The following is a 12,441-nucleotide window of genomic DNA, read 5'->3' as shown; positions in this document are numbered from 1 at the left end:
GGGTGCAGGCCGGAGGAGGTAAGCCCGCAGCCTAGCGCGCAAAGCCCGTCGGCGGCGCCGGTCCACACCGTGCGTTCCCTCTTTGATGCCAGTCCTTTCCAGGTAGCCCACCGCGGTTCATGGGACAACTGGCCCGAGCACACCATGACGGCGTATCGCCAGGCCGCGCTGGCCGGAGTTCCGGCGTTGGAGGTATCGGTGTGTTCGACGGCGGACGGAACCCTGGTCTGTCACCACGACACCGATACCGGACGAACAACCGGGACGCCCCTGACCATTAGCGATACGACGTGGGAAGACCTCTCGAAGCTGCGCGTTGACGCCCGGCAATGGCTGGGGCCGCATACACCGCTGGAACCCATTCCACTCCTGGCGGACGTCCTGGACGCCTACGCCGCCACGCACGTGATCTTCCTTGAGGATAAACAGGGGACCAACACCAAAGCGCTGCTGGATTTGATGGACAGCTACCCGGACTCGCGCCGGCACATCATCTGGAAACAGTCCGCTGTCGCGGCACAGATCCGGGCGGTAAGCGAACGCGGCTATGAGAGCTGGGGCTATTTCACCGGAGAGCAGATGTCCCTGCTGCCTGAGCGGTACGAGCGGTTTACCTTCCTCGGCATAAACACCCTCGCCACGGACGAGGAAATCACTGCTGCCGTGGCAACGGGTAAGCCGGTGATCTGCTGGGAGGTCCATTCCCGGGCAGAACGGGACCGGCTGATCGGGCTCGGTGTCGCGGGCCTAATGAGCGCCAACGTTCCCTATCTCTCGGACCAGGCGTCTCCGGAAACCGGCGACCGTTTCGGCGACGGGATCCGCGCCGCCGGGGACCTGCCGTGGACGGTGAAGCAGGGGTGGTCCGTCCAACCCCAAATGGATGCGGCCCACGGAGTACTCCGGCTGCACGCGCCCGTGAACAGCAGCTACCGGATGGGGTCCATGGGGCCGGTGGAACAGGACGTCCACAGCATCGAGTTTGAGATGAGGTGGCCGGAAAAACTGCCCGGTGTGGAAGGGCACGCAGGCCTGGCATTCGGGCAGGCCAGCGACCTGCCCTACCGGGTGCTGATACCCAGTGATGTGGGAGGCTACCACCTTGTTTTTCGGCCGGACGGGGAAATGACGCTGCTGCTGCGCCATCCAGGCGAAGCAGACGGGCTGCGGCTTTCCGTTGTGGAGACACAGCCGCCGGAACCTGGCGCATGGCTGTCCTTCAGGGTCGACATATCGCCGGACAGTCTGCGCTTTTCCCGCCTTGACGGTGCAGGATGGGCAGGTATGGCGGTTGAACGCAGCTACCGCGGAGGTTACTTCAGCCTCACCCGCAACTATGCTGAGGGCTTTCCAGTTGAGTTCCGCCGCGTAGCCGTTATTTGAGCGCCACCGGACGGTGTCTGCCCCGGTGCCGCCTGGCCCGCCGCCGCCTGCCGCGTCGAGGCAGCGACCCCATCATGACCCCTGCCAGCGCGCCGGCAGCGTTGAGCAGCACGTCCTCTACGTTGCCTACCCGCTCCGGCAGAAACCGATCCTGGGCCAGCTCTCCGGCCCCGGACAGGACGATGCACAGCAGCAGCGCAAGCCACCAGTACCGGCGGGACATAACACGGGCCGCCAGGAAGCCCAGCGGGACGAATAGTGCAACGTTTGCCGAGGCCTCCAGAGAGGCGTAGCTCAGGGCAGGCAGCCCCATTTCCTCCATCCGGTTTAGTCCCTTGATCAGCCTCACGTACAGCGGCCGGTCCACCGGCGTTGGCCAGAGGACGACCACAAAAATGCCGCTTGCGAAGAGCAGGGCGCACACCAGGCTGATGACCTTGCCGATGCGGCTTCTCCGGGATCCCGGCACACGTTTGAGCACCTGGACGTTCACCTGCGACCGAGTTGGTTGTGATTGGCTATCTGTGTGGGCGAGAGGACCGACGGGTAGACGGCGAACTCGTCAATGCTGCCCCGGAAGTATCGGCTGGACGGCGTTTCGGGCCAGAGAGAGCCCAACTGGTCTCCGCCGATCCGCCACCCTCCTGCTGCAGTCTGCACCGCGCTCACCGTATTCGATGCCACCCGCACGCCGTCGACGTAGAGGGCCATGCCGGCGGGACCCTGGGTGGCGACTACATGGTGCCAGGCGTTGTCGTTATAGGTGCGGGGGGATTTGATGGTCCTGGCCGAGCCGCTCCATTCCCCGAAGATCAGGTTGCCGGTATTGGTCATGTAAACGTGACGGCCATAGTTACTGCTCAACCCCGGATTGGTGCCGCTGCGGCGGGGGAGTCCGTTGCCAAAACCGAAGATCTTTCCGCCGGCGGTGGTGTTGGTGCGGAACCAGGCTTCTGCACTGTAGACCGTTGGCGGGGCGAACCGCTGTGCGGCGTAAACGAAGTCATCCACGCCGTCGAACGTGGTGGCCCGGTTGCTGTCCCCGGCAAGGGCACCCGTGGTGTTTCCCAGGGACGGCCTGCCGTAGGGCAGTCCCATCCGGTTACCGGGGGAGGAATCCCCTGCAGCGGCAAAGGTTTCCCCGAGACGCCAGTAGGTGTTGGCTCCGTCGGCACGGACCGCGGCGGGGTAGGACGGCGGCGTGGCCGCGGTGACTACGCCGGCCTGTGCGGACAGCGGTCCCATGTGTCCGTTCGGATCGGTGGCCCGGACCTGATAGGTGTATCTGACGCCGGGAGCGGCCGTGGTGTCGGTGAAGGAGGCCTGCGGCAAACTCCACCAGAGCGAGGAAGCCCGAACCGTGCCCAATGGTGTGGGGGAGCCGTTGCGGTAGACGCTGTAGGTCAGCGCTGAATCATCGGGGTCCGACGTCGACTGCCACCGGATGGTGTTCCGGCCGGCCGTTAGCGATTCGGCTGCCACGAACTGCGGAGCCGCGGGGCCTGCGGACCCCGGGCCGGGCCCGAACCGGGTCAGGCTCTGCTGTGCTCTGCCGTTGACGGTGGTGAATTCCCCGCCTGCCCACAGTATGTCGTTCGTTCCGGCGGTTGTGTGCGTCAGGGCACGAGGCCCGAGCCCTTCCCCAAGCCCGTCATTGGTCAGCGGGTTCCATTGCAGCATGGGCGATGGGGAGTCTACATTCTGGGCGCTGAGGTGGATCCGGCTCCCATCGGTGAAGCCGCCCATGCTGCCGCAGTCATGGGCGTGGTGGGCGGCGTACAGTGTGCTGCCGTAAACGGAGACTGCCTGGGTTGCGCCAAGGCACGTATCCCGCCAGACCTGGTTGTAGGTGCCCAGATCCAACCGCATACGGCCATCGAAGACGCCCCCGCCGGTGCCCTCGTTGCCGACGTAGAAGCCGGTGCTGTCAGAGTCGATGGTTTTGACCACGGATGTTCTGGGAATAAAGAAGTTGGGGTATGTGCGAAGATTTCTTCCGGCGCCGCTGTCCACTACCGCCAGGGCCTTGGAATCGGCTCCGTTCATGGTCGTGAAGTCACCGCCGGTGATGACCACGTTCTTGGCGGGCGGAACGTGCAGGGCCCGGATGGGCAGGTCCGCTGCCGGCGCCCAGGGGAGCAGGGCACCTGTCGGGGTGACGGCGGCGAGCCGCTCGCGGGCAGTGTTCCTGACGCTCCTGAAGTCACCGCCGAAATATATGGCGTTACTGGTGGCGTCGATGGCGCGGACGGTGGCGGATACACCACCGGGCTGGAAGCCGGTCTTAACGGTGCAGCCGGGCAGGTTGATGGCCGCGATGCTGGAGGCACTGACTCCGTTGACCGAACTGAAGCTGCCGCCGATATAGAGGGTCCGCCCGTCGGGGGAGACATCCAGCGCCCTGACCGTGGCCCGGGTACCGGTGACGGAGAGGTTGCAGCTGGTGGGGTTGCCCGTATAGGCATCAAAGGCAGCGAAGTTCACCGCGCTGCGCGTTCCTGCTCCGCCCGCGGCCGTTCCGGGCGGGCGGATAGCGGTAAAGGTGCCGCCGGCGTAGACAATGCCGTTGGCCTGGGCCAGTCCCCAGACAATGCCGTTGGTCTGCCACGTGGGCAGGTTGGTGGCGGAAAAGGCGACTCCGGGTGAGAGAGCCGCGGTGGGCGGACCGAATCCGGCCACTGAGACGAGCGCGAGTAACAATCCGGCGAGGAGGGCAGTGAATTTTTGGCGCATGCGAATCGACCTCTGGCCTTGTTTTCCGGGACACCCGAACGGGGCTTTCCCCGGGTACATTCCGGAAGGACGTACCCGGTATGGAACGTAATGCCCTGCATCGCGGCCGATAACGCGTACCGCTACCCGTTTCGGCCGGCAGGGGTACCTGCCATGCATAGGCCGAATCCGACCGGCGGACCAGAGCACAGGAGGTATTCGGTGCCTCTGATGCGGAGACTGAACTAAGGCCCGGCTCAGATGCGCTCCGTGCCCGGCAGTGGGATGATTAGCACAGACTTACGTTGCGTAATGGTGGACATCACCTGGACGCGCAATCCAACGGCCAGCCAAGGAGATTCTTCCGTGCCTGTGATTTCCACCCCCGACACCCTTAAACCGGCCACCGGCCCCATCGATAATGCCGAAGCTATGCGCATCCGCAACGACTTCCCCATCCTGGACCAGGAGGTTAACGGCCACCGGCTGGTGTACCTGGATTCGGGTGCCACCTCGCAGAATCCGCTCAGCGTGATTGAGGCGGAGCAGGAGTTCTATGAACAGCGCAACTCAGCCGTCCACCGCGGCGCCCACAGCCTGGCCGTCGCCGCCACCGATGTCTACGAGGCAGCACGCGAAACCGTAGCAGGGTTCATTAATGCCCGCCCCGAGGAACTGGTGTGGACGTCCAACGCCACCGAGGCGCTGAACCTGCTCGCGTACTCCTTCTCCAACGCCACGCTCGGCCGCGGCGGGGAGGCTGCCCGCCGCTTTGCCCTCGGCGCGGGAGACGAAATCGTGGTGACGGAAATGGAACACCATGCGAACCTCATTCCGTGGCAGGAACTCGCTGCCCGCACCGGCGCGGTGCTGCGGTACATCCCGGTAGACGAAGACGGCGCCCTGCGGCTTGAGGACGCCGAGTCCGTCATCGGTCCGCGCACCCGCATCCTGGCCTTTTCCCATGCCTCCAATGTGCTGGGCACCATCAACCCGGTTGAGGTGCTTGTGGCCATGGCCCGGCGGAACGGCGCGCTGGTGGTGCTGGATGCCTGCCAGTCGGTGCCGCACCTTCCCGTGGATGTAAAAGCCCTCGACGTCGACTTCATGGCATTTTCCGGGCACAAGATGCTGGGCCCCACCGGCATCGGCGCGCTGTACGGCAAGGCGGAGCTGCTCAACGCCATGCCGCCCTTCCTGACCGGCGGATCCATGATCACCACCGTGACCATGGAACGGGCCGAATACCTGCCCGCGCCGCAGCGGTTCGAAGCCGGAACCCAGCGTATCTCCCAGGCCATGGCGCTGGGGGCCGCGGCCAACTACCTCACCGAAACCGGCATGGACCGCATCCATGCCTGGGAATCGGCGCTTGGCCAGCGTCTGGTCTCCGGCCTGGAGCAGATTGACGGTATCCGGGTCCTGGGACCGAAGGCAGGCGGGGAGCGGATCGGTCTGGCAGCATTCGACGTCGACGGCGTCCATTCCCACGACGTCGGACAGTTCCTGGATGACCAGGGCATCGCCGTCCGCGTGGGCCACCACTGCGCACAGCCGCTGCACCGCCGGCTTGGCCTGGTCTCCACCACCCGCGCCAGTACCTACCTCTACAACACCACCGACGACGTCGATGCGTTCCTGGCCGCAGTTGCCGGCGTCCGTCCCTTCTTTGGAGTGAAATAAATGAGTTCGGACCTGCAGCAGCTTTACCAGCAGATCATTCTGGAACACGCCAAGCAGCGCCGTGGCGACGGGCTGGCGGAGGCCCCTGCCGGAACTGCGGTAGGAGAGTCCCACCAACTCAATCCCACCTGCGGTGACGAGATTACGCTGCGCGCCGTCGTCGATGGATCCACCGTGGACGGGATCAGCTGGGAAGGGCAGGGCTGCTCCATCTCGATGGCCTCAGCCTCGGTGCTGACCGGGATGATGACGGGCCTGAACCGCAGCGAGGCAGCCGGGCTGGTTGAGGAGTTCAGGACACTGATGCGCTCGCGCGGCAGCATTGAACCGGATGAGGAAGTGCTGGGTGATGCTGCCGCTTTTGCCGGCGTGGCCCGCTACCCGGCGCGGGTCAAGTGCGCCATGCTCGCCTGGGTGGCGCTGGAGGAAGCCCTCGCCAAGGCGGTGCCGGCGGCCTAGCGTGCGACGCCCCCTGTAGGTATTGCGGCAGCCGGGGCAGGTACCTAACACTCTTCCGGGAAGGCCGGACCTGAGATTGGCTTCAGGTATCTCGCCGCCCGTTCCCAAAAGGGCCGGCCTCATTCTCTCGGGGGGACATTTTGCCTAAGCGCGCAGTGATTACCGGTATCACGGGGCAGGACGGCTCCTACCTTGCGGAACTCCTGTTGAAGAAGGGGTACGAGGTTCACGGTCTTATCCGCCGGGCCTCCACGTTTAACACGTCAAGGGTGGAGCACCTCTACGTGGATCCGCACGACCCCGATGCAAAGCTGTTCCTGCACTACGGGGACCTCAGCGACGGTTCGCGCCTGGTGACGATGCTTGCGAGCCTGCAGCCGGACGAGGTCTACAATCTTGCCGCCCAGTCCCACGTGCGGGTTTCCTTCGACGAGCCGGAACACACAACGGACACTACGGGCATGGGCACTGTGCGGCTGCTTGAAGCCGTCCGGCTGGCGGGCATCGACACCAGGTTCTATCAGGCATCATCGTCCGAGATGTTCGGTGCTACTCCGCCTCCGCAGAACGAGGCGACACCGTTCTACCCGCGGTCACCCTACGGTGCCGCGAAGGTCTACAGCTACTGGATTACCAGGAATTACCGTGAGGCGTACGGCTTGTTCGCCGTAAACGGGATCCTCTTCAACCATGAATCCCCACGGCGCGGAGAGACGTTCGTGACCCGGAAGATCACGCGGGCTGTGGCCGCCATCAAGGCGGGACAGCAGCAGGTCCTCTACATGGGCAATCTGGACGCCGTCCGTGACTGGGGCTACGCCGCCGAATATGTGGAGGGCATGTGGCGCATGCTGCAGGCCGACGAGCCCGAGGACTATGTGCTGGCCACGGGCGGCAGGTACACCGTGCGGGATTTCCTGACCATTGCCTTCGAACATGCCGGCCTCGATTGGGAGGAACACGTGAAGTTCGACGAACGCTACCTTCGTCCTACGGAAGTTGACGCACTGGTTGGCGATGCTTCCAAGGCGCAGGATGCGCTCGGGTGGAAGGCCACGGTGCACACTCCCGACCTGGCCCGCCTTATGGTGGACGCGGATATCGAGATGCTCAAGCATTCGGGCCGCACCTGGATCGATACCGTGAACCTGGATTCCTGGAATGACTGAAAGAGCCCGGAGGCACGACGGTACGGGCTTCGAGCCCGGCAGCCTCGATCGGGACGCGCCCTTCTATATCGCGGGACACCGCGGACTCGTCGGGTCGGCTATTTGGCGCAGACTCGAATCCGAGGGTTTCTCCCGTCTAATGGGCCGGACCTCTGCCGAACTTGATCTCCGGGACCGCGCCGGCGTCTTCGAGTATTTTGCCCGGACCGCTCCCCGCTATGTGGTGCTGGCCGCAGCGAAGGTGGGCGGCATCCTGGCCAACGCAACGTATCCGGTGGACTTCCTCACGGAAAACCTGCAGATTCAGCTCAATGTTATGGACGCCGCCCGGGAACACGGTGTGGAACGCCTTCTTTTCCTGGGCTCGTCCTGCATCTATCCGAAGTTTGCGGAGCAGCCCATTCGTGAGGAGTCACTGCTCACCGGTCACCTGGAGGAAACCAACGACGCGTACGCGATAGCAAAGATCGCCGGCATCACACAGCTCCAGGCCGTTCGGCGCCAGTACGGACTGCCCTGGATCTCGGCCATGCCCACCAACCTTTACGGGCCGGGCGACAACTTCTCGCCGGAAGGGTCCCACGTTCTGCCGGCCCTTATTCGCCGCTACGATGAGGCTGCACGTGAGGGCCGGGCCAGCGTGACCAACTGGGGGACAGGCTCGCCCCGGCGTGAATTCCTGCACGTGGACGACATGGCTGCTGCTTGCCTTCATCTGCTGGAGCACTATGACGGACCTCAGCAGGTCAATGTGGGAACGGGCTCGGACATCACCATCCGGGAGCTCGCCGGTCTGGTCGCGGAAGCCGCGGGCTATACCGGGGACACCGAATGGGACAGCTCAAAACCCGACGGAACGCCCCAGAAACTCCTTGACGTCTCCAAACTGTCCGAATCCGGGTGGACGGCGAAGATCAGCTTGGAGGACGGCATCCGGGACACGGTGTTATGGTTCCGGGATCATCTGGCCGCGGTGGGAGGCTAGTCCCGGCCCCGGCCAGATCCCGTTCAGCGGCCTAAAGGGCCGGTCAGGGCCGGCCCATGCTCCGGTAGGTCCACCCGGCAGCCCGCCATGCTGCCGGGTTCAGGATGTTCCGGCCGTCGATGAAGTTTTTCTCCGCCACCAGGGTGCCCGTGGATTCAGGGTCCAGATTGCGGTACTCCTGCCATTCGGTCAGCAGCACCACCGCGTGGGCATTAAGGAGGGCATTTTCAGTGGCCGGTTCGTAGTTCAGCTCAGGGAAACGGCCCTTGGCGTTCTGCAGCGCCTCAGGGTCAGTCACGGTTACGGTGGCACCCTGGAGCTGCATCTGCGCTGCGGCGCTGAGGGCGGGGGAGTCCCTCACATCATCGCTTTCCGGTTTGAAGGCGGCACCCAGAATGGTGATCCGCTTGCCGAGCAAGGAACCGCCGCAGATTTCCCGGGTCATTTCCACCACCTTCGATCGGCGGCGCATGTTGATTGCGTCCACCTCACGCAGGAAGGTCAGAGCCTGGTCCGCGCCCAGTTCCCCCGCGCGGGCCATAAAGGCGCGGATGTCCTTGGGCAGGCAGCCGCCACCGAAACCGACGCCGGCGTTTAGGAAGCTTCGCCCGATCCGTTCGTCCATGCCGATGGCGTCGGCCAGGGCCGCGACGTCTGCTCCGGACGCTTCGCAGACCTCCGCCATGGCATTGATAAAGCTGATCTTGGTGGCGAGAAAAGAGTTCGCTGCGGTTTTGACCAGTTCCGCGGTGGCGTAGTCCACCACCATTCTTGGGGTGCCCGTGGACAGCGGGATGGCATAGACCCGGTCCAGGGCGGCGACGGCGGCGTCGGCATCGGTGCCGGGCACTCCGTAGACGAACCGGTCCGGATCGAGCGTGTCCTGGACAGCATGGCCCTCGCGCAGGAATTCGGGATTCCAGATGAGGACGGCGCCCGTTGCCTCCAGCTGAGGTGCCAGACGTGCAGCGGTTCCTACCGGAACCGTGGATTTACCTACCACCACGCTGCCCGGTTTCAGGTGGGGCACCAGGCCATCAACCGCGGCGTCAACATACCGCAGATCCGCCGCGTACTCGCCCTTCCGCTGGGGTGTGCCCACACAGACGAAATGAACGTCGGCGCCGGCGGCAGCGGCCGTGTCGGTGCTGAAGCGCAGGCGTCCGCTATCGAGGGCTTCGGCAAGCAGTTCGGGCAGGCTGGGTTCAAAAAAGGGCGCCCGTCCGGCCGCGAGATCCGCGACCCTGGTGGCATCGACGTCGATCCCCACCACGTCATGGCCCAGCCGGGCCATGGACACTGCGTGGACGGCACCCAGATAACCGCAGCCAATAACGGAAATACGCACTGTTCCCCTATGTTCATCGCGCTTATGCAGACCGGAACAACCATATCCTGCGTGCTGCGCCCGGTGATCAGGGCAGGTTGGGAGGCAGCTCCACCCGGAAGGTGGTGCCAACACCGATTTTTGAGCTGAAGGAAATACGTCCGCCGTGGGCTTCCACAATTGATTTGGTGATCACGAGACCGAGGCCCACACCGGGTATTGCGGCTTTCTTGACCTGGCCGGTCCGGAAGAACTTGGTAAAGACCTCCCGCTGATCGGCCTCGCTCATGCCTATACCGGTGTCCTCGACCTCCAGTAGCAGGTTTCCTTCCTCCCGGCGGGAACGCACCGTGACCCTGCCGCCGTCGGGCGAGTACTTGATGGCGTTGGAGAGCAGGTTGTCCAGGACCTGGGAGATCCGGGCCGGATCCACCGTGGCCAGCAGGTCCCTGGCACAATCGCAGTCCAGGTCCACACCAACGGCCGCGGCGCGGGGGCCGGCGGAATCCAGGGCTACGCGCACCAGTTCGGCAACGTCCGTCTCCGAACGGTGCAGGTGCATGGTTCCGGAGGCAGTGGTCAGCAGGTCCGCGACCAGCAGCAGCAGGCGTTCGGCGTTGCGCTGGGCCACCTGCAGGGCACTTTGCAGACGCGGCGGGATGCCGGGGAGCGCCTCGTCATCCAGCACCAGGTCCAAATAGCCGATGATTGAGGTCAGCGGGGTCCGCAGTTCATGCGAGACGCTGGAGACAAAGTCCTCCCTGGCGTTCAGCGCGTTGACCATCTCCGTCACGTCGCTGTAGGCCAGGACGGAGCCGGTGAATATGCCGTTTTCCCGCATGGGCCGGGCGCAGACGGCCAGGGCACGCTGGCGCTCGCCTGTTCCCACCCAGATCACGACGTCGGAAAAGGCCTCCTCCCGCATGGCGCGCTGGGAGGGGCGCAGGTCTACGGATAACGGCGTGATCTGGTCCAACCCGTAAATTCTCGCCGCACTGTCCGTGTCGCCGGCATACAAAAGCCCGGCCAGGGCATGGTTGGTGCGCTGCCTGCTGTTCATGAGGATGGTCCGGCCGGTGGCGTCCACGGCCATAACGCCCACGTCCACGGTCTCAAGCACCGCGTCCAGCAGCCGCGACCGCCTCCTGGTTTCCTGCAGGCTGGCCTGCAGCTCTGTTTCGATGGCGATCAGCCGTTTGTGCTGCGCGGTGGTATCGGTTTCCATGGTCGAGGCCACCACACAGATACCCAGCATCACAAAGGGAATCAGGAGCGGGGCCGCCAGAGTGTCCACGCTGGGAAAACCTCCGGCCTGAAAGAACAACGGGGTCCACAACACCAGCGTGGTGCAGAAATAACTGAGGAACCATGCCAGACGCGGAGCGGCGCCGGACCAGGCCATCCAGAAAACGGGAAAAACAGCAAGGAAACTCAAACCAATCACGGAGTTCCGGCCGTCGAAGTAAAGGCCTCCCACCACGGCGAAATCCAGCACTGGAATGCACCAATAGGCAAGGGGTGGGAATTTGTCCCAGGGGACCGCAACACACGCCACGGTCAGAACGGCAAGAAGTGCCACGGCAAAATGGAACCCGGCATTCCCGTAGAGCGTGGGGTCCACCACTGCCGTAATGAGAAGCGCCACGGCAACCGCGATCAGAACCGGCAGCTGGCTTACCAGTAACCGGTACCGCAGGCTGAGCTGATTAAACTGAGAGGTCATGCCCGTCAGGGTTGCCACTTGGTCTTTGAGACTGGACATGAAAAAGGAAACCCCCGGATTCCTGTAGAGATAGCTCAGATTATAGGGGTGCTCCTGTAGAATACCGAGCTAGGGGAGCGGGGAATCAGAAGGTCTCGCAGGACAGGAAAAAATACAACATGGAAATTCAACGTGTAGCCGTCATCATCGAAGATGATGCGGATATCCGCGACCTGCTTAATGCCGTGCTCCAGCAGTCGGGGTTTAAGGTCTTCACCGCTCCCAACGGCTCAGCGGGCGTTGAAGCCGTTCGGCTGCACAATCCCAGCGTGGTTACGCTGGACCTGGGTCTGCCGGACATTGACGGGTTTGAAGTCATCCGGCAGCTGCGGCAGTTCAGCGATGCGTACATCGTGATGCTTACTGCCCGGGCGGAGGAGCTCGACACCCTGATGGGGCTTGAAGCCGGTGCGGATGACTACATCACCAAGCCCTTCCGGCCGCGGGAACTGCGGGCCCGAATCTCCGCCATGCTCCGCCGTCCCCGCGGCGAAGCCGCCGCCGAACCCGCAGATTCCGCCACGCCTGCCCCCGGCGCGGCCGTCTCCGCCAATGTCCCGGCGGCTCCTGCCTCCGCTTCCTCCTTCACCGCAGCACCGGTTTCCGCCCCCGCGCCCGCTCCGGGCACACTGGCGCATAACGGCCTGACCCTGAACCCCGGCACACGCACCACGGAAATTGACGGCCTGAATGTTGAGCTGACCCGCACGGAATTTGACCTCCTTCACGCCCTCCTGGAAGGCGGCCGGCTGGTCCGCACAAAGACGGACCTGGTGCGGAGGCTGCGGGGCGAGGAATACGACACGGGCACTTTCATCAGCGACGCGGATGAGCGGACGGTAGAGGTGCATGTAGGCAATCTCCGCAGGAAGCTGGGGGATGATTCGAAGGCACCCCGCTGGCTTGAGACCGTCCGCGGCGTTGGCTACCGGCTGGCACCCCAGGGCTGATCCGCCGGCAA

Annotated in this window: 10 protein-coding genes; 6 read left to right on the top strand and 4 right to left on the bottom strand. The window is 64.2% G+C overall.

Annotated elements, in window-relative coordinates:
• The first annotated feature begins 69 nt into the window (after positions 1-69).
• Positions 70-1,383, top strand: coding sequence for a glycerophosphodiester phosphodiesterase (locus AC5RVB_RS06140; RefSeq protein WP_227904271.1), 1,314 nt, complete (start codon positions 70-72; stop codon positions 1,381-1,383).
• On the opposite strand, the gene AC5RVB_RS06135 is transcribed toward AC5RVB_RS06140, so the two are convergent.
• Both AC5RVB_RS06135 and AC5RVB_RS06130 read right to left on the bottom strand, forming a co-directional pair.
• On the bottom strand, positions 1,376-1,864 hold the full coding sequence (locus tag AC5RVB_RS06135) for a VanZ family protein (protein ID WP_494142226.1): 489 nt from the start codon (positions 1,862-1,864) through the stop codon (positions 1,376-1,378). The genes AC5RVB_RS06140 and AC5RVB_RS06135 overlap by 8 nt on opposite strands.
• Before the next feature lie 8 nt (positions 1,865-1,872).
• Positions 1,873-4,116 carry a LamG domain-containing protein gene (locus AC5RVB_RS06130; RefSeq protein WP_494142225.1) on the bottom strand — a complete coding sequence of 748 codons (2,244 nt, stop codon included), beginning with the start codon at positions 4,114-4,116 and terminating at the stop codon, positions 1,873-1,875.
• Between the two features lie 345 nt (positions 4,117-4,461).
• On the opposite strand from AC5RVB_RS06130, the gene AC5RVB_RS06125 reads away from it, so the two are divergent.
• From AC5RVB_RS06125 to AC5RVB_RS06110, 4 genes are all read left to right on the top strand, one after another.
• Positions 4,462-5,778 (top strand): cysteine desulfurase, encoded by a 1,317-nt coding sequence (locus tag AC5RVB_RS06125; protein ID WP_494142224.1) that lies wholly within the window; start codon positions 4,462-4,464, stop codon positions 5,776-5,778.
• Positions 5,779-6,237: a Fe-S cluster assembly sulfur transfer protein SufU gene (gene sufU / locus AC5RVB_RS06120; RefSeq protein WP_494142223.1), complete on the top strand. Its 459-nt coding sequence runs from the start codon at positions 5,779-5,781 to the stop codon at positions 6,235-6,237.
• A 140-nt stretch (positions 6,238-6,377) separates the two neighbouring features.
• Entirely contained in the window at positions 6,378-7,406 is a 1,029-nt protein-coding gene (gene gmd, locus AC5RVB_RS06115; protein ID WP_494142222.1) for a GDP-mannose 4,6-dehydratase, read from the top strand.
• Complete coding sequence (locus AC5RVB_RS06110) at positions 7,399-8,391, top strand: GDP-L-fucose synthase family protein (RefSeq protein ID WP_494142221.1); 993 nt, start codon at positions 7,399-7,401, stop codon at positions 8,389-8,391. The genes gmd and AC5RVB_RS06110 overlap by 8 nt, the downstream gene beginning before the upstream one ends.
• A 43-nt stretch (positions 8,392-8,434) precedes the next feature.
• On the opposite strand, the gene AC5RVB_RS06105 is transcribed toward AC5RVB_RS06110, so the two are convergent.
• Both AC5RVB_RS06105 and AC5RVB_RS06100 read right to left on the bottom strand, forming a co-directional pair.
• Entirely contained in the window at positions 8,435-9,739 is a 1,305-nt protein-coding gene (locus AC5RVB_RS06105; protein WP_494142220.1) for a UDP-glucose dehydrogenase family protein, read from the bottom strand.
• Positions 9,740-9,806: 67 nt separating this feature from the next.
• Positions 9,807-11,441 (bottom strand): sensor histidine kinase, encoded by a 1,635-nt coding sequence (locus AC5RVB_RS06100; RefSeq protein WP_494142219.1) that lies wholly within the window; start codon positions 11,439-11,441, stop codon positions 9,807-9,809.
• 158 nt (positions 11,442-11,599) lie between these two features.
• Between AC5RVB_RS06100 and AC5RVB_RS06095 the strand changes: the two genes are divergently transcribed.
• On the top strand, positions 11,600-12,430 hold the full coding sequence (locus tag AC5RVB_RS06095; protein ID WP_227904279.1) for a response regulator transcription factor: 831 nt from the start codon (positions 11,600-11,602) through the stop codon (positions 12,428-12,430).
• Positions 12,431-12,441: the final 11 nt, after the last annotated feature.

It is taken from the genome of Arthrobacter sp. Y3225209 (genome assembly GCF_059090685.1).
This window is presented reverse-complemented; position numbering and strand designations above follow the sequence as displayed.